This is a genomic window from Brevundimonas sp., assembly GCF_003248455.1.
Lineage (GTDB): Bacteria > Pseudomonadota > Alphaproteobacteria > Caulobacterales > Caulobacteraceae > Brevundimonas.
This window is the reverse complement of the sequence record NZ_QFNM01000033.1, coordinates 13517-29338: the sequence shown is the minus strand read 5'-3', so window position 1 is coordinate 29338 and position 15822 is coordinate 13517. Positions and strand designations below refer to the sequence as shown.

Annotated in this window: 19 protein-coding genes and 3 tRNA genes; 18 read left to right on the top strand and 4 right to left on the bottom strand. The window is 67.0% G+C overall.

The annotated features are described in order from the left end of the window. Window positions 1-4 precede the first annotated feature (4 nt). Entirely contained in the window at window positions 5-595 is a 591-nt protein-coding gene (locus tag DI624_RS12730; protein ID WP_291539145.1) for a hypothetical protein, read from the top strand. Window positions 596-673: 78 nt separating this feature from the next. On the opposite strand, the gene DI624_RS12725 is transcribed toward DI624_RS12730, so the two are convergent. After that, window positions 674-748 (bottom strand) — tRNA-Thr (locus tag DI624_RS12725). 81 nt (window positions 749-829) lie between these two features. On the opposite strand from DI624_RS12725, the gene DI624_RS12720 reads away from it, so the two are divergent. The 14 genes from DI624_RS12720 (at window position 830) to DI624_RS12655 (ending at window position 9561) form a co-directional block, all read left to right on the top strand. Further along, window positions 830-1099, top strand: a complete 270-nt coding sequence (locus DI624_RS12720) for a hypothetical protein (protein WP_291539143.1) — start codon at window positions 830-832, stop codon at window positions 1097-1099. A gap of 102 nt (window positions 1100-1201) precedes the next feature. Continuing rightward, on the top strand, window positions 1202-2491 hold the full coding sequence (gene murA, locus DI624_RS12715) for a UDP-N-acetylglucosamine 1-carboxyvinyltransferase (protein ID WP_291539141.1): 1290 nt from the start codon (window positions 1202-1204) through the stop codon (window positions 2489-2491). Further along, window positions 2481-2966, top strand: coding sequence for a DUF2948 family protein (locus tag DI624_RS12710; protein WP_291539139.1), 486 nt, complete (start codon window positions 2481-2483; stop codon window positions 2964-2966). Before murA ends, DI624_RS12710 begins: the two co-directional genes overlap by 11 nt. Beyond that, complete coding sequence (locus DI624_RS12705; RefSeq protein ID WP_291539137.1) at window positions 2963-3430, top strand: UPF0262 family protein; 468 nt, start codon at window positions 2963-2965, stop codon at window positions 3428-3430. The genes DI624_RS12710 and DI624_RS12705 overlap by 4 nt, the downstream gene beginning before the upstream one ends. 103 nt (window positions 3431-3533) lie before the next feature. Further along, the gene (gene infA, locus DI624_RS12700; protein ID WP_008261544.1) at window positions 3534-3752 is read left to right on the top strand and encodes a translation initiation factor IF-1; all 219 of its coding nucleotides are present in this window, start codon (window positions 3534-3536) and stop codon (window positions 3750-3752) included. Then, complete coding sequence (locus DI624_RS12695; RefSeq protein WP_291539109.1) at window positions 3753-4334, top strand: nucleoside triphosphate pyrophosphatase; 582 nt, start codon at window positions 3753-3755, stop codon at window positions 4332-4334. Next, the gene (locus DI624_RS12690; RefSeq protein ID WP_291539106.1) at window positions 4331-5362 is read left to right on the top strand and encodes a ribonuclease E/G; all 1032 of its coding nucleotides are present in this window, start codon (window positions 4331-4333) and stop codon (window positions 5360-5362) included. The genes DI624_RS12695 and DI624_RS12690 overlap by 4 nt, the downstream gene beginning before the upstream one ends. Before the next feature lie 3 nt (window positions 5363-5365). Next, window positions 5366-5563, top strand: coding sequence for a DNA gyrase inhibitor YacG (locus tag DI624_RS12685; RefSeq protein WP_291539103.1), 198 nt, complete (start codon window positions 5366-5368; stop codon window positions 5561-5563). Between the two features lie 27 nt (window positions 5564-5590). Next, window positions 5591-5666, top strand: a tRNA-Phe gene (locus tag DI624_RS12680). Window positions 5667-6200: 534 nt separating this feature from the next. Continuing rightward, on the top strand, window positions 6201-7073 hold the full coding sequence (locus tag DI624_RS12675) for a MotA/TolQ/ExbB proton channel family protein (protein WP_291539100.1): 873 nt from the start codon (window positions 6201-6203) through the stop codon (window positions 7071-7073). 5 nt (window positions 7074-7078) lie between these two features. Beyond that, the gene (locus DI624_RS12670; protein ID WP_291539096.1) at window positions 7079-7513 is read left to right on the top strand and encodes a biopolymer transporter ExbD; all 435 of its coding nucleotides are present in this window, start codon (window positions 7079-7081) and stop codon (window positions 7511-7513) included. A gap of 11 nt (window positions 7514-7524) precedes the next feature. Further along, window positions 7525-8244: an energy transducer TonB gene (locus tag DI624_RS12665; RefSeq protein WP_291539094.1), complete on the top strand. Its 720-nt coding sequence runs from the start codon at window positions 7525-7527 to the stop codon at window positions 8242-8244. 156 nt (window positions 8245-8400) lie between these two features. Further along, a tRNA-His gene (locus DI624_RS12660) sits at window positions 8401-8477 on the top strand. 97 nt (window positions 8478-8574) lie between these two features. Beyond that, entirely contained in the window at window positions 8575-9561 is a 987-nt protein-coding gene (locus DI624_RS12655; protein WP_291539091.1) for an aldo/keto reductase, read from the top strand. 75 nt (window positions 9562-9636) lie between these two features. On the opposite strand, the gene DI624_RS12650 is transcribed toward DI624_RS12655, so the two are convergent. After that, window positions 9637-10059, bottom strand: a complete 423-nt coding sequence (locus DI624_RS12650; RefSeq protein WP_291539088.1) for a DUF2147 domain-containing protein — start codon at window positions 10057-10059, stop codon at window positions 9637-9639. 249 nt (window positions 10060-10308) lie between these two features. Between DI624_RS12650 and DI624_RS12645 the strand changes: the two genes are divergently transcribed. Further along, the gene (locus DI624_RS12645; RefSeq protein WP_291539085.1) at window positions 10309-11670 is read left to right on the top strand and encodes a serine hydrolase; all 1362 of its coding nucleotides are present in this window, start codon (window positions 10309-10311) and stop codon (window positions 11668-11670) included. A 3-nt stretch (window positions 11671-11673) separates the two neighbouring features. Here DI624_RS12645 and ligA read toward each other — a convergent pair whose 3' ends face one another. Continuing rightward, on the bottom strand, window positions 11674-14004 hold the full coding sequence (gene ligA, locus DI624_RS12640) for an NAD-dependent DNA ligase LigA (RefSeq protein WP_291539083.1): 2331 nt from the start codon (window positions 14002-14004) through the stop codon (window positions 11674-11676). A gap of 110 nt (window positions 14005-14114) precedes the next feature. Here ligA and DI624_RS12635 point away from each other — a divergent pair, with 110 nt between their 5' ends. Both DI624_RS12635 and DI624_RS12630 read left to right on the top strand, forming a co-directional pair. Further along, window positions 14115-15071 (top strand): M28 family peptidase, encoded by a 957-nt coding sequence (locus DI624_RS12635; RefSeq protein WP_291539080.1) that lies wholly within the window; start codon window positions 14115-14117, stop codon window positions 15069-15071. Continuing rightward, entirely contained in the window at window positions 15068-15562 is a 495-nt protein-coding gene (locus tag DI624_RS12630) for a hypothetical protein (protein WP_291539077.1), read from the top strand. Before DI624_RS12635 ends, DI624_RS12630 begins: the two co-directional genes overlap by 4 nt. On the opposite strand, the gene DI624_RS12625 is transcribed toward DI624_RS12630, so the two are convergent. Next, window positions 15563-15745 (bottom strand): hypothetical protein, encoded by a 183-nt coding sequence (locus DI624_RS12625; protein ID WP_291539076.1) that lies wholly within the window; start codon window positions 15743-15745, stop codon window positions 15563-15565. Window positions 15746-15822 lie beyond the last annotated feature (77 nt).

Below are 15822 nucleotides of genomic sequence, written 5' to 3'. Positions count from 1 at the left end.
CGAAATGCTGATCGCAGGGTTCTTGGCCGGCATGGCCCTGATGGCGCCGGGAACGGACCCGGACGGCGTGGTGGCGACCGCGCCGGCCAACGCCCCGACCCTGGCCCAGGCCCTGACCGCCGCGCCGCAGGCCGCCGTCGCCGCCCCGACCGCCCAGGACGCCCAACCGCATGGGATGACCACCGAACAGCAGATTCAGAACTGGCTTTCCAACCGCACGCCGGGCGCCAGCTTCGAGGAAGCTCCCGCGCCCGACCCTCAGGACGATCGCCAGATGCACGGCATGGTCGAGGCGGGAATCGGCACCGGCGGCTACCGCTCCTACGGCGCGGCGGTCTCCATGCCGGTCGGGGAGAACGGGCGGCTGGACCTGGCCTATCGCGAAGGTCGCAACGAACCCTGGGGCTATGGCTACGGCTACCCCGGCCGATACGGGCTGGTCGGAGCCGACGTCTATGCGCCCTATGGCGTGCGCGGTCGCGGTCACGGCGGCGATACGACCAGCAAGTCGCTGTCGATGGGTTTCAGCTGGAGCAAGGATCGCGAGTCCGACCAGCGCGATCCATTCAGGAACCGGATGTCGGCCTTCGACTGAAACATCGGACGGTCCGAGCGATCAGCCCGGCGTGAATGCGAAAGGCCCGGCGAAAGCCGGGCCTTTTCAAGTCTCAGATGGTGCCGCCGGGGGGAATCGAACCCACGACCTCAGCCTTACCAAGGATGCGCTCTACCACTGAGCTACGGCGGCCCCGACTGAGGAAGCGGCCGTATAGCCAAACCCTACCGGGGAGGGAAGCGGCTTTTTGACGATCCGAAAGAAAGTTTGGACATGGCCGGCGATCGCGGCATTCTGCGGCTCATGACTCGCTCTCCGCACGACGCCGCTACGCCGCCAGACGCCGCCGCCGCGCCGCCGCGGGTCGAACCGCCGGCCAGGGCGGATGCGGCGCCCCCGACCGCCCCCGCCGAAACCGCCCCGTCGGAAGCGGCGCGGGCCAAGGCTGAGAAGGCTATTCGCCTGGCGGCCGCCCTTCGCGCCAATCTGCGACGTCGCAAGGCCCCGGCGCGCACCGCGGTCGCGCCCAAGGGCGGCAACTGAAAGTCATCGGCCCGCCGCCGGCCAGCCTTTGGCAAGCGTCCATCGGCTTGCTACAGAACCCTCTCCCCGAAGCGTTTCCTTCGGGCGCGCTTCAAGGACCACATGGACAGCATCGCCATTCACGGCGGCGCCCAGCTTTTCGGGGACATTCCCGTCAGCGGCGCCAAGAATTCCGCCATCAAGCTGATGGCCGCCTCGATCCTGACGGATCAGCCCCTGTTGCTGACCAATATGCCGCGTTTGGCGGACACGCGGTTCCTGGGCCAACTTCTGCGTCAGTTCGGAATCGAAGTGACCGAGCGGGACGGGGCGGACGGGCAGGAGAGCCTGTTTCACGCCAAGGCGCTGACCTCGACCTTCGCCCCCTATGATCTGGTTCGCCAGATGCGAGCGTCGTTCAATGTGCTGGGGCCGCTGCTGGCGCGCACCGGCGAGGCCAAGGTCTCGCTCCCCGGCGGCTGCACCATCGGCGCGCGTCCGGTCGATCTGCACCTGCTTGCGCTGACCGCGCTGGGCGCCGAGATCGAACTGGACGAAGGCTATGTCACCGCCCGCGCGCCCAAGGGACTGAAGGGCGCCGAGATCGAGTTTCCCTTCGTCTCGGTCGGCGCCACCGAACACGCCCTGCTGGCCGCCGTGCTGGCCGAGGGAACGACCGTGCTGCGCCACGCCGCGCGCGAGCCGGAGATCGGCGACCTGGCGCACTGTCTGACGGCGATGGGGGCCAGGATCGAGGGGATCGACACCGATGTCCTGACCATCACAGGCGTCTCTTCGCTGAACGGGGCGACCTGGTCGGTGATTCCCGACCGGATCGAGATGGGCTCCTACGCCGTCGCCGCCGCCATGGCCGGGGGCGAGGTGCGCCTGACCAAGGCCCGGGCCGAACTGATCGGCGCCCTGACCGACACGATGGTCGAAGCCGGTGTGGAGGTGTCGCCGACCGTCGACGGCGTCGTCATCAAGCGCGATCCGAAACAGCGGCTGAAGGCCGTGGATGTCGAGACGGCCATCTATCCGGGCTTCGCCACCGATCTGCAGGCCCAGTTCATGGCGCTGATGACCACGGCCGAGGGCGTCAGCACGGTGCGCGAGACCATTTTCGAGAACCGCTTCATGCATGTGCCGGAGTTGGCGCGGCTGGGCGCCGACATCTCGGTCCATGCAGGCGAGGCCCATGTCACGGGCGTGGAGGTTCTGCACGGCGCCCAGGTGATGGCCACGGACCTGCGGGCCTCGATGTGCCTGATCATCGCCGGCCTGATCGCAGAGGGCGAGACGACGGTCGGCCGCGTCTACCATCTGGATCGCGGTTTCGAGCGGTTGGAGGAAAAACTCGGCGCCTGTGGAGCCGACATCCGACGCATAAAGGGGACGGGTGATGAGCACTGAGATCGACGGCGTCGTTCCCGAAGTCAAGGCGTCGGTCGAACCGTTGCGCCTGCTGGCGGAGGACGCCGACGATCTGCAGATCATTTCCGCCGCGCTTCAGGACGCCATCCTGCGGCCGGTCGATATCGTGTGGGAGAAAAAGGCGCGCACCCTGACGATCGCCTTCAGCCGGTTCTGCTGGGAATGCGGCGGGGCGCGGGTGATGTGCGCCATGCAGTTTGGCGACGTCCTGACGGTCAAGAGCCGACGCCTGCCGCGCAGCCCCGACGCCTCGCTGGAGCTGCTGGCGCTGGACTTCCTGCCGACCGAGGCGCCTGGCGGCCGGGTGATCCTGATGTTCGCCGGGGGCGGCGACCTGCGGATCGACGTGGAATGCTTGGATGCGGTGGTCACGGACATCTCCGAGCGCTGGCCCGCGCGCACGGAGCCGACCCATCTGGACGAGCCCGAACTGGACGAAGGAAATGCGGCATGAGCGGTCCGCACAGGCTGGCCTCCGTCGAACTGGACGCCGCGACCCTGCCTGCGGCGACGGCCGAAATCGAGCACGAGCGGCGCGTCGCCATCTTCGATCTGGTGGAGAAAAACAGTTTCGAGCCTCTGGGCGCGCCGGGCGGGCCCTACAGACTGAAGCTGTCGCTTCAGGACAATCGGCTGGTGTTCGACATCGACGGCCAGGGCTTCACCCGCACCTACGCCATCAGCCTGACGCCGCTGAAGGGCGTGCTGAAAGACTATCTGCTGATCTGCGACAGCTATTACGAGGCGCTTCGCGGCTCTTCGCCCAGCCAGATCGAATCGGTCGACATGGGCCGGCGCGGCCTGCACAACGAAGGGGCCGAGCAGCTGGAATCGCGGCTGGAAGGCAAGATCGCGGTCGATCACGAAACCGCGCGGCGGCTGTTTACGCTGCTGTGCGCCCTCTACCGGCGCGGCTGACCTCGACTATCTCTGCGTTTTCGGGCATTAGGCCCGTCCATTCCGCCCCTCGCGCCCGCCCGGCGTGGGGTCGAACGCATATTCAACGGGCGTGAGAGGCCGCATGGCTAAGGAAGAACTGCTCGAGTTTCCCGGCACCGTCAGCGAACTGCTGCCGAACGCCACCTTCCGCGTGACGCTTGAGAACGACCACGAGATCATCGCCCACACCGCCGGCAAGATGCGCAAGAACCGCATCCGCGTGCTGGCCGGCGACAAGGTGCTGGTCGAAATGACCCCCTACGACCTGACCAAGGGTCGCATCACCTACCGCTTCAAGTAAGTGACGACAGGCAGGCCCGAACTGGTGCTGGCCTCGGCCAGCCCGCGCCGCATCGAACTGCTGGCGCAGGTCGGGATCGCGCCTGACCACATCGACCCCGCCGACATCGACGAGACCCCGCTGAAGGGCGAGACCCCGCCGCGCCTCGCCGAACGTCTGGCGACGTCCAAAGCCCGCGTGGTCGCCGACCGGCGGCCCGAGGCCGTGGTCATCGCCGCCGACACCGTCGTCTCCGTCGGAAGGCGCTTTCTGGAGAAGGCGGCCGACGAGGCGGAGGCGATCCGCTTCCTGAAACTGTTGTCCGGCCGCAATCACCGGGTCTTCACCGGCGTCGCCGTGGTGCGCGACGGCAGGCTGTCGTCGCGGGTGAACGAAACCCGCGTCACCTTCAAGCCGCTGTCGGACCATGAGATCGCGACCTATGTCTCTACCGGCGACTGGCGCGGCAAGGCCGGGGGATATGGCATCCAGGGACCGGCCGGCGCCTTCGTCCAGCGCATCGTCGGCAGTCATCCCTCGGTGATGGGCCTGCCGCTCTATGAAACCGTCCAACTGCTGCACGGCGTCGGTTGGCGGCCGTGAGCGGCGCGGTCGAGGTCTTCCTCGACGAAACGCCGGGCGAGACGCGCGGCGCGATCCTGCGCGACGGGCGATACACGCATCTTTTGATTCAGCGCGACGACGACCCGGCCCAGGCGCGGTTGGGCGCGCGCTCGATCGGCCGGATCGCCGAGGTCAATCCGGGCCTGCGCGGCGCCTTCGTCGATCTGGGCGACGCGCCGGCCTTCCTGCCCTTCAATCGAAACGATCGACTGAGCCAGGGTCAGAGGCTCGAGGTCGTCGTGACGGCGGAGCCGCGCGCCGCAAAGTGCGCCGTCGTCCGCCGTCTGGGACCAGGGGAGGGGGCGCCGCGTCTGCTGGAAGCCGCGTCGACCGTCGCGGCGCAGTTGCGCATGCTCGCGCCCGATACGGAATTGATCACGGGCTTGGCCGCCGTCGATGCGGTGATGGAGGCCGAGGAAGAGGCGCTGGCCAGAACCCACGTCTTTTCCGCGCACGGCGTCGATCTGTCGCTGGAGCGCACGCGCGCCTTGGTCGCCGTCGACATCGACCATGCACCCAGGCCGGGGCGGGATGCGAAACAGGGGCGGGCGGCGGCGAATCGCGAGGGGCTGAAACAGGCCGCGCGGCTGATCGGCCTTCGTCGGTGGGGCGGGCTTGTCGTGGTCGATCTGGCGGGGGACGGTCAGGACGCCGAAGCGCAGGCCAAGACCGCCCGGGCCGCCTTTGCACACGAACGCCAGGCCGTCTTCGGCTCCGTCAGCCGGTTCGGACTGCTGGAACTGTCCCTGCCCTGGCGCCGGACGCCGCTGGAGGAGGTGTTGCTGGACGCCGATGGCCGGCCTACGCTTCAGACGCGCACCCTGTCCTTGGTCCGCCGGTTGAGACGGCATATGATGTCGGACACCACGACGCCGCGGATCGTTGTACGTTGCGCGCCGGATGAGGCGGCCCTTGTCGCCCCCCTGGCGTCCCGCCTGGGACCGCGCGCCCTGGTTCTGGCCGATGTCGCCGCGCCCGCCGGACGCGGTCGCATCGAAGAGAGTTGAGCTATGGCGACCTGCCCCATCTGCCACAAGGCCGAGGCCGATCCGAAATACCGACCCTTCTGCTCGCGCCGGTGTTCGGAGGTGGATCTCCAGCGTTGGTTCAGCGGCGCCTACGCCATTCCCGCCGCCCTGGACGACAGCGCGGACGAGGATGTCGAAAACGGATTGGGCGCTGGACAGGCGCAAAAGCCTCCCCTATAGACCCGCCTCTCGCGACGCCGCGTCGGCGCCTGGATAGCTCAGTTGGTAGAGCAGCGGATTGAAAATCCGCGTGTCGGTGGTTCGAATCCGCCTCCAGGCACCATCTTTTATTTTCGACATTTATGACCGTTTCACTTGCACGGTTGCGGCCTTCGCAACCGCCTGCACGCGTCCATTGGTGCATGCCGAGGGACGATCTGTCACGATATGGGCGTTTCTCGAAAGAAACCGGCGTCAAATCGTGTTTTCGAACAAGTTTCTCCATCCGACGCGCAATCTTCATCAAAATGTCGCGCGGCGACGCTTCAATCGCGGCGTCGCGCGAAACTTTTCTCCCCGGCGCTAGTCGGGTGAAAAGCCGTCCTTGTCCCTTGACGCTCCGGTAAGGGTTCGTCAAAGGGGTTGAGACGCCTTCGCACGAAGGCGTTAATGCGGATCGTGAAAGAGGCTCTCTTTCTCAGTCAGTTTATCGGAGGCGGCGCGGGCGACCGCATCGGCCTCCACCGAAGATTTCAGCGGACTTCGATCCCGATGGGACGGGGTGCGCTGAAGGAAACATTTTCAGGTTGGGGAGCGGTCGCTGACTATGGCCGCACCTTTGGTTCCACGAGTCAGACCAAGCAGGAACTGGCGAACTATGCTGAACAGCAAAAAGACGAACATCCTTCTCGCTATGGCCGGCGCAGCCGCGCTGATGGCGAGCTCGCCGGTTCTGGCCCAGGCTCCGGCCGAGCCGACCCCGGCCGCCGCTTCGGCCGCCGCCCCGGCGACCCCCGAAACCGACCCGGCTTCCGTCAATGAAGCCGTCGGCGGCGGACACGGCGGCGGCATCACCCCCATCTCCATGTTCATGGAAGCCACGGTCGTCGTTAAGGTCGTCATGGCCGGCCTGCTGCTGGCTTCGATCTTCTCGTGGACCCTGCTGCTCATCAAGCTGTTCGAGTTCGGTTCGCTGAACCGCAAGACGGACAACTTCCTCGAAACCTTCCGCGGCGCCCGCACCGTCGCCGACATGCGCGCCGTCGCCACCTCGGAAGAGTTCGACGGCAACCCGCTGGCCGACATGGCCGCCGCCGCCACCGAGGAAATCGAACTGTCGCGTCAAGCCGGCCTGTCCGTCACGGGCGATCACCGCGACTCGGCCCTGGGCCGCGCCCAGGCCGCCGTTTCGGCTGTCCAAGCCGGTCTGGCCAAGCGCCTGTCGGGCGGCCAGCAGTTCCTGGCCTCGGTCGGTTCCACCGGCCCGTTCGTCGGTCTGTTCGGCACCGTCTACGGGATCATGAACTCCTTCATCGGCATCGCGGAATCCAACACGACCAACCTGGCCGTCGTCGCTCCGGGCATCGCCGAAGCCCTGCTGGCCACCGGCATCGGTCTGTTCGCGGCCATCCCGGCGGTTATCTTCTACAACTACTTCAACACCCGCATCTCGGCCTACGGCACCCGCGCGGACGGCTTCAACGCTGAACTGATCAACGGCATCTCGCGTCAACTCGACAAGGGGGCGTAAGACGGATGGCCGCCAAGCTTTCATCAGGCGGCGGTGGAAAGTACCACATCGAGGCCAACAGCGATATCAACGTTACGCCTTTCGTTGATATCATGCTGGTCCTGCTGATCATCTTCATGGTGGCCGCGCCTCTGGCCTCCGTGTCGGTGCCGGTGGAACTTCCTACTGCAGTCGCCAAGCCGGCGCCCAATCCGCCCAAGCCGGTTTATATTTCGATCCAGAACGACGGCGACGTCTTCGTCGGGGACTTCCGCTCCAGCACCGCTACGCTGGGCGAAGACCTGAAGGAGCAGATCGGAAGCCGCAATCCGGCCGACGAGCGCATCTTCATTCGTGGCGACCAAAACACCCGCTATGGCGATTTCATGCAGGTCATGAACGCCTTGCAGGATAACGGTTTCTACAGCGTCGCCCTGGTCGGCGAAGACCAGTCGCAGTAGGGCGAGGTGCAATGACAGACGTCACTTATCACCGCAGTCGGTATGACGCGCCGAAGAAGAAAGGCTTCATGGGGGTTCCGACCCCTGTGCTGCTGGTCTGCCTTCTGGTCGTCACCATCCTGTTCGCCCTGCTGATCTTTTTCCTGCAGCAGTCCAAGTTCAAGCTGAAGGAATTCAACTACGTCGACGAGTCCGTCGAGGTCGAGTTGGTCGAGCCGGTTCCGCCGCCTCCGCCGCCGCCGCCTCCGCCGCCTCCGCCGACGGATCAGCCGCCGCCGCCGAAGCTTCAGGTGCGCGTGCCGGCGCCGGTTCCCAACGTCGTCCCGCCTCCGCCGGTGAACATCACGCCGACGAAGAAAGAAGACCGGGTGGAATACACGGGCCCGCCCGTGAACATTCCCGGACCGCCGCCGCCGCCCGCGCCGCCGGCTCCGCCGCGTCCGTCGACGATCACGAACGTCCAGTGGGCGCGTCAGCCGCGCCCGACCGCAGACGATTTCCCGGCCCGCGCGCTGGAACGCGAGATCAGCGGATCGGCGACTGTGGAGTGCACTGCGCGCTCCAACGGTTCTCCGGCGAACTGCCGCGTGGTTTCGGAAGAACCCGCCGGCATGGGCTTCGGCCGCGCCGCCATTCGGGTGGTTCAGCGTGGACAACTGTCCCCGCGGACCGTCGATGGCGCGGCTCAGGATGCGACCTTCCGCGTCCGGGTGCCCTTCAACCTCGGTTGACCGCCGTCAAAGGCGAAGAATCGGAACGTCCCGGAGAGCCATCTCCGGGACGTTTTGTTTTCCGCCATGGGCGTCCGAAATCTCCCGTTGAAATCGTACGAAGTCGCTTGATCGCATCGGTCAGGCCCGGTAGAGAACGCGCCTCGCGATGCGCGGGCCGCCTTAGCTCAGTTGGTTAGAGCGCCGGTTTGTGGAACCGGAGGTCCTCAGTTCAAGCCTGAGAGGCGGTACCATCGCAAAGCGCGGCCAGGCTTGAAGCCGGCCGCCGCCGCGACCATCTCCTGATCGTCGGCGCCTTCGCCGATCCCCCACATCGACAGGAGAGCGCAGATGAAGATGCGCAAGCTGGGTCCGAACGGGCCCGAGGTCTCGGCCATCGGCCTGGGCTGCATGGGCATGAGCGCCTTCTACGGCGGCGCCGACGAGGCCCAGTCCATATCGGTCATTCACCGCGCGCTGGATCTAGGCGTCACCCTGTTCGACACGGCCGAAATGTATGGCCCGCACACCAACGAGGCGCTGGTCGGAAAGGCCCTGAAGGATCGCAGGGATCAGGCCTTCATCGCCACCAAGTTCGGCATCAACTACAACGCCGACCGCTCCCGTCTGTCGACCGACGGCAGCCCCGCAAATGTGCGCCGCGCCATCATGGGCAGCCTGAAGCGCCTGGGGGTGGATCACGTCGACCTCTACTATCTCCATCGCGTCGATCCCGACACGCCGATCGAAGACACGGTCGGCGCCATGGCCGAACTGGTCAAGGAGGGCAAGGTGCGCTTCCTGGGCCTGTCCGAGGCCGCGCCGCAGACGCTGCGCAAGGCCCATGCGACCCATCCGATCACCGCGCTGCAGACCGAGTATTCGCTGTGGAGCCGCGAGCCGGAGGATGAATTGTTCGCCGTGACCCGCGAACTGGGCGTGGGTTTCGTGCCCTACAGCCCGCTGGGGCGCGGCTTCCTGTCGGGCGAAATCAAGTCCGTGGACGACCTGGACGCCGACGACTTCCGGCGCAGCAATCCCCGCTTCGTGGGCGAGAACTTCCAGAAGAACCTGGACCTGGTCGAGGCGGTGAAGGCGATCGCCGCCGACAAGGGCGTCACCGCCGCCCAACTGGCCCTGGCGTGGGTGCTGGCCCAGGGCGACGACCTGATCCCCATTCCCGGCACCCGCCGGATCGCGACTCTGGAGCAGAATGTCGCCGCGACCGATCTGGTCCTGTCATCGGAAGATCTGGCCCGCATCGACGCCGTCTTCCCCAAGGGGGCGGCCAGCGGTCATCGCTATGCCGAGGCGGCGCGCGCGGCCCTCAATCGCTGAGGCGCAGCGTCCAAAATGAAACAGGCCCGGTCGGATCGCTCCGGCCGGGCCCTTCCTGTGTCTGGGAAACGAGAACTACTGGATGCGGGTCCAGGTCTGGGTCTTGCACAGCGGGGCGACGATGCAGCCGCGCAGGCGAAGCGTGTTGTCGTTCGTCATGGTGATGGTCCCACGATAAGTGCCGCCGTCGGCCGGATTATAGACCGAGCCGTTGCGCCATTCCGTCGGGCCGCCCGTGAAGCCGGTCAGCATGGGCAGGTTGCGCAGGGTGCGGTTCCGTTGCGCGGCGTCGCGGTTGTGCTGATCCCGGACGTTGGGGTCCGCGCGGATGTGATCCGACGTCACCAGTGTTCCGCACAGGGCTTGGCCGCAGCGCGCGATGCGCACCTGGCCGCCGTTGGTGGGGGTCTGCCACAGGCCGGTCGGGTCGCCGGCCAAGGCGGGCGTGGCGAGCGCTCCGGCCAGAGCGGCGGCGGACAGCAAAATCTTGATCTTCATGGTCGTTTCCTTCTTTCGGCCCTGTCTCGGTCGGTCGATGCCGATCCGTTGAGCAACAGGGTGATCCCGCTTTCGGTTGAAAACAAGGCTGAATGAGCAGGGATCGCCAATGAAAACCAGACCTTAGGTCAAGTTCGATCCGCCAGACCGGTCATTACGGAAATCTAATCCGCCGCGACGCATCCGCCGCCGCCGTCGTCCGCCTCTTGGTCATCGACGTGGTCGTCACGTCCGACAGGGGAAATCGACGTGCATCTGAAAACACTGACCGACGGCGGTCGCGCCGTCGTCCTGGCGCTGGCCGCCTTGACCGCCGGCGGGGGCGTCGCCGTGGCTCAGGATACGGGCCGGATGGAGCAGGTGATCCGCGCCTCGGTGGACGAGGGGGCGTTCACCGGCGCTGTCCTGGTCGCCCGTGGGGACGAGGTTCTGCTGGATCGCGGCTATGGTCTGGCCAACCGCGAATGGAATGCGGCGAACGACGGCGACACCAAGTTTCGTCTGGCGTCGGTCAGCAAACAGTTCACCGCCGTCGCCCTGATGTTGTTGAACGAGCGGGGCCTGGTCGATCTGGATGCGCCGGTGAAGGCCTATCTGGCCGATGCGCCAGCAACGTGGGATCAGGTCACGGTGCGACGCCTTCTGACGCACACGGCGGGCCTGCCGGACTTCACCCGCGCCCCCGAATACGAGACCCTGAAGCGACAGCCCACGACGGCCGCCGCCCTGATGAAGGGGTTCCGCGACCGGCCGCTGGATTTCCAGCCCGGCCAGGGCTGGGCCTATTCCAACGCCAACTATGTGGTGGCGACGGCGGTGATCGAGGCGGTCAGCGGCGCGTCCTACGCCGCCTTCGTCGTCGACAACCTGTTCGCGCCTCTGGGCATGGCCGATAGCGGCTATGACAGTCACGACGCCATCCTGCCGCGCCGGGCCTCGGGGTATTCGCCCGCCGACGAGGGGGTGCGCAACGCCGACTATGTGGACATGAGCGCGCCGCAGGGGGCGGGCGGCCTGTATTCGACAGCGCGCGATCTGCTGAAGTGGGAGCAGGGGCTGTTCGAAGGCCGCCTGTTGAACCCGGCGTCGCTGCGCGTCCTGACGACGCCCGAGCGGAACGGCTACGCCATGGGGCTGGCGGTCAAGACCGAAGGCGGCGACGTGATCGTCAGCCATTCGGGCGGGATCGAGGGCTTCAACACCTACATGGCGCGCGATTTGGACGACCGGCTGACGGTGATCGTGCTGGGGAACCTGAACGGGGCCGCGCCGGAGAAGATCGGGGTCTCGCTGATGACGCTGGCGCGCGGCGGATCGGTCGTGCTGCCTGGAGAGCATGTGGCGATTTCCGTCGCGCCTGATGTGCTGGCGGCCTATGCCGGCGCCTATCAACTGGCGCCCGGCGCGACACTGACGGTCAGCGTCGTCGATGGGCGGTTGATGGGGCAGGCGACGGGTCAGCAGGCGTTCGAACTGTTCGCCGAGGCGCCCGACGCCTTCTTCCTGAAGGCGTTCGACGCCCAGATCACCTTCACGCGCAGCCTTGGCGGCGCCGTCGAGGGACTGGTGCTGCATCAGGGAGGGCGCGAAACGCCCGCCAAGCGGCTGTAGAATTCAGCCGATCAGGGCCAGCCATTCGTCTTCCGTCAGCACCTGGACTCCGTGTTTTTCGGCGTCTTTCAGCTTCGACCCCGCGCCGGGGCCGGCGACCAGATAGTCGGTCTTTCTGGACACCGAACCCGAGACCTTGGCCCCCAGGCTCTCGGCGCGGGCCTTGGCCTCGTCGCGGGTGAAGCGTTCCAGGGCGCCGGTGAAGACCACCGTCTTGCCGGCGACGGGGGTGTCGGTCTTGGGTCGCTCGGCGTCGACGATTTCGGTCAACTCGGCCTCGAGCGCGGCGACGACGTCCAGATTGTGCGGCTCGTGGAAGAAGTGGGCCAGGGCCTCGGCGGCGACGGGGCCGACGCCGGTGACGCCGGCGATCTGGTTCAGCATCTCGGACGGGCCTTCCTGGCGCGCCACGCGGGCCAGTTCGACCAGGCCGGACCAGTCGTCGGCCATCGTCGCCAACGACCGCCGGGCCGGCGCGGCCAGGCCGGGGAAGGCCTGGGCGATCTTCATGTCCAGCGTGGCGTCGGGCCAGGGATCGGCGGCCGGCGGCGACGCCTCGGCCATCAGCGCCAGCACGCGCGGCGAAACGGCGTGGGCTCCGGCCAGGGCGCGCCAGGCCGCGGACGGAACGCCCGCTGCGGCCTGAACGCAGGCGGCCTTCAGCGCCGCCCAGCTTTGGAAAGCGCGAGCCAGGACGATGGAGGTCTGTTCGCCGATGTCGCGCACGCCCAGGCCGAACAGGAACCGATCCAGCGAAATGACGCGTCGGGCGTCGATGCCGGCGACCAGATTGCGGATGCTGGTCTCGCCATAGCCGTCCTCGGTCGCCAACTCGGCCAACTTGGCCTGATCGCGCGCCAGGCGGAAGATGTCGGCCGGCTCCTTGATCCAGCCGCGCGCATGAAATGCGACCAGTTGTTTCTCGCCCAGGCCTTCGATGTCGAAGGCGCGGCGGCCGACGAAATGTTTCAGCCGTTCCACGATCTGGGCGTCGCAGATCAGGCCGCCGGTGCAGCGACGCTTGACCTCGTCGCCCTCGCGCACGGCTTCCGAGCCGCAGACCGGGCAATGGTCGGGAAAGACGTAGGGCACGGCGTCGGCCGGTCGCAGATCGGCCACCACGCCCAGGATTTGCGGGATCACGTCGCCGGCGCGTTGCAGCCGCACGGTGTCGCCGATGCGGACATCGAGGCGCTGGATTTCGTCCTCGTTGTGCAGGGTGGCGTTGCGAACCACGACCCCGCCCACCGTCACCGGATGGAGCCGGGCCACGGGGGTCAGGGAGCCGGTGCGACCGACCTGGATGTCGATGCCTTCCAGCACCGTTGTCGCCTGCTGGGCGGGGAATTTGTGGGCGATGGCCCAGCGCGGACTGCGGGCGACGAAGCCTAGACGGCGCTGCCAGTCGATACGGTCGACCTTGTACACCACGCCGTCGATGTCATAGCCCAGGGTCGCGCGGTCGCGTTCCAATTCGCGATAGACTTCGATCAGCCCCTCGGCGCCCTGGACCCGGCGCGAGCGGTCGTTGACGGGAAAACCCCAGGCCTTGAGTTTTTGCAGGGCTTCCCACTGGGTTTCGGCGAAGTCGCTGGAGTGCTCGCCCCAGGCATAGGCGAAGAAGTTCAGGGGGCGTTTGGCCGTGATCCTGGCGTCCTTCTGGCGCAGGGAGCCGGCGGCGAAGTTTCGGGGATTGGCGTAGGTGCGGCGACCCTCGACTTGCGCCGCCGAATTGAAGGCGTCGAACGCGGCGTTCGGCGCATAGACTTCGCCGCGCACCTCGATTCTTCTCGGCCAGTCGTCGCCGGCCAGGGTCTGGCGCACGGCCTCTATGGTCTTGAGATTGGCGGTGACATCCTCGCCCGTGCGGCCGTCGCCGCGCGTGGCGCCGATGGTCAGCCTGCCGTCAATATAGAGCAGATTGGCCGACAGGCCGTCGATCTTGGGTTCCGCGACGAAGACGATGGGTTCGTCGGCCGGCAATTTCAGGAAGCGGGCGATCCGGGCCACGAAGTCCCGCACCTCGCCCTCGTCGAAGGCGTTGTCCAGCGACAACATGGGCACGCCGTGCCGCACCTCCGCGAACTGGCTGGAGGCGGCGGCGCCCACCTTTTTCGACGGCGAATCCGCGCGGACGAGGTCGGGAAAGGCGGCTTCCATGGCGGCGTTGCGCGCGCGCAGGGCGTCATAGTCCGCGTCCGAAATCTCAGGCGCGGCCTCGGCGTAGAGGGCGTCGTGACGGGCTATTTCCCCGGCCAGCCAGGCCAGCTCCTGGGCCGCCGCCTCGGGCGTCAGATCTTCGGGGGGGAGGGGGAAGGGATTCGTCGGCGCCATCCCCCTGCCTTACCACCAGTTAGACCCGGCGCGCATCGGCAAGACCGCGAACGGACGGCTGACGCCGCGCCGCGCGAGCGCTAGGGTCCAGGCGCTAATCTGGAGTTCGCATGATCCGTCCGACCGTATGCTCAATCCCGCTGGCCGTCGCTCTGCTGATCGGCTGCACGCCGATTTCGCCTGCGCCGCCCGCCCTTGCGCCCGCCGCGCCGACGGTCGCCGCCAGTCCTCTGCTGGACGATGTGCGCATTCTGTCGGGCGACGACATGCAGGGCCGCGACACCGGGTCGGAAGGGGGAGAGCGCGCCCGGGCCTATATCGTGTCGCGACTGGAGGCGATGGGCGTTCAGCCCGCCCCCTTCGGCCGTCTGCAGCCGTTCCAGGCGCCCGGCCGCACGCGCGAGGGAGTGAAACGGTTCAACGGCGTCAATATCGTCGGCCTGATCCCCGGCGCGCGGGTCGCGGACCGCTATATCGTCGTGACGGCCCATTACGACCACGTCGGGGTGAACGACGGCCAGATCTATCACGGGGCGGACGACAACGCCTCCGGCGTGGCGACGATGCTGGAGCTGGCGCGGAGGCTGAAGGCGAACCCGCCCGAGCACAGCGTGCTGATCGTCGCCCTGGACGGTGAGGAGCGAGGGCTTCTCGGCGCGCGGGAGTTCGTCAAGGCGCCGCCCGTGCCGCTGTCGGCGGTCAGCCTGAACCTGAACTTCGACATGACGGCGCGCGCCGAGACCGACGGCCATCTGTGGGTCACGGGAACCTACCAGCATCCCGACCTTCGGCCCATTCTGCAGCCGGTGACGGCGCAGGGCGCCGTGTCCTTCGCCTTCGGAAAGGACACACCTCGGGACACCGGGGAGAACAACTGGGTCGACGCCTCCGATCACGCCGCCTTCCATGCGGCGGGCGTGCCGTTCCTCTATATGGGCGTGGACTATCACCCCGATTACCATCGCCCCAGCGACACCTTCGAGCGGATCGACCCGATCGTCTTCACTCAGGCGACGGAACTGGCCATCGCCGGCTTTCACGCCCTGGACCGGGCGCTGGACCGATGAGATTCCGTCTCGGCGCCGCGCTGGCGTTCGCCCTGCTGGCCTTCGGCGCCTGCAAGCGCGGGGACGACCGATCCCCGCCCCGGATCGGTGCGGAAGCCGAGGCCTTCGGACATGAACTCAGCGACGATGTCTCGGGCGAATATCGGCCGGTTGCGGACGGCGGCCCCGTGAAGTCTCTGTTCATCGGCCAGACCTCGGCGTTCGAGGCTTGGGAGGCGGGGAACCGCGCCGCATCGCCCCTGATCCTGACCCTGACAGGGCGAAACGGCGAAATGCGGGTCGCGCCGAGGACCTATCTCGTCACCGATGACGGCGTTCGGATGGCGGGCGCCACGCCGGACGAGGATGTGACGCTTCGTGCGCGCATCGACCAAGACGCGCTGGCGACCGCACGCCGGAATCTTGGCGACTACACCGTCGTCATCTCGGGAACGCTTCAGGTGGGCGACAAACGCGAGCCTATCGCGCTGGCCGCCTGGGACGGCGACTGACTAAAGCAGGATGCGAACCAGCAGATAGACGCCGCCTGCGATCGGCGTCCACAAAAGGATGCTGATCCCGGCAAGAACGCCGACCGTGAGAGAACCGGGCCACCGCTGTTCCTGCGACGGTTCGCTATCGGCGCGCTTCGTCACGTCCCTGACCGTAGCGGCGTCGTTCGATGGCGGCGTCATGAACAACCTATGGTTGCATGTCGCCGAGCGGTCAAGTGTCGGTGCGGGGAGTATTTGGAGTTGTTGCAAAATCAACT

Coding starts and splice junctions, on each gene's coding strand:
- ligA (WP_291539083.1), bottom strand. CDS start 14,004: ATGGCGCCGACGAATCCCTTCCCCCTCCCCCCCGAAGATCTGACGCCC.
- DI624_RS12655 (WP_291539091.1), top strand. CDS start 8,575: ATGAAGATGCGCAAGCTGGGTCCGAACGGGCCCGAGGTCTCGGCCATC.
- DI624_RS12675 (WP_291539100.1), top strand. CDS start 6,201: ATGCTGAACAGCAAAAAGACGAACATCCTTCTCGCTATGGCCGGCGCA.
- DI624_RS12720 (WP_291539143.1), top strand. CDS start 830: ATGGCCGGCGATCGCGGCATTCTGCGGCTCATGACTCGCTCTCCGCAC.
- DI624_RS12630 (WP_291539077.1), top strand. CDS start 15,068: ATGAGATTCCGTCTCGGCGCCGCGCTGGCGTTCGCCCTGCTGGCCTTC.
- DI624_RS12710 (WP_291539139.1), top strand. CDS start 2,481: ATGAGCACTGAGATCGACGGCGTCGTTCCCGAAGTCAAGGCGTCGGTC.
- DI624_RS12705 (WP_291539137.1), top strand. CDS start 2,963: ATGAGCGGTCCGCACAGGCTGGCCTCCGTCGAACTGGACGCCGCGACC.
- DI624_RS12625 (WP_291539076.1), bottom strand. CDS start 15,745: ATGACGCCGCCATCGAACGACGCCGCTACGGTCAGGGACGTGACGAAG.
- DI624_RS12685 (WP_291539103.1), top strand. CDS start 5,366: ATGGCGACCTGCCCCATCTGCCACAAGGCCGAGGCCGATCCGAAATAC.
- DI624_RS12670 (WP_291539096.1), top strand. CDS start 7,079: ATGGCCGCCAAGCTTTCATCAGGCGGCGGTGGAAAGTACCACATCGAG.
- DI624_RS12665 (WP_291539094.1), top strand. CDS start 7,525: ATGACAGACGTCACTTATCACCGCAGTCGGTATGACGCGCCGAAGAAG.
- DI624_RS12730 (WP_291539145.1), top strand. CDS start 5: ATGCTGATCGCAGGGTTCTTGGCCGGCATGGCCCTGATGGCGCCGGGA.
- DI624_RS12650 (WP_291539088.1), bottom strand. CDS start 10,059: ATGAAGATCAAGATTTTGCTGTCCGCCGCCGCTCTGGCCGGAGCGCTC.
- infA (WP_008261544.1), top strand. CDS start 3,534: ATGGCTAAGGAAGAACTGCTCGAGTTTCCCGGCACCGTCAGCGAACTG.
- DI624_RS12635 (WP_291539080.1), top strand. CDS start 14,115: ATGATCCGTCCGACCGTATGCTCAATCCCGCTGGCCGTCGCTCTGCTG.
- murA (WP_291539141.1), top strand. CDS start 1,202: ATGGACAGCATCGCCATTCACGGCGGCGCCCAGCTTTTCGGGGACATT.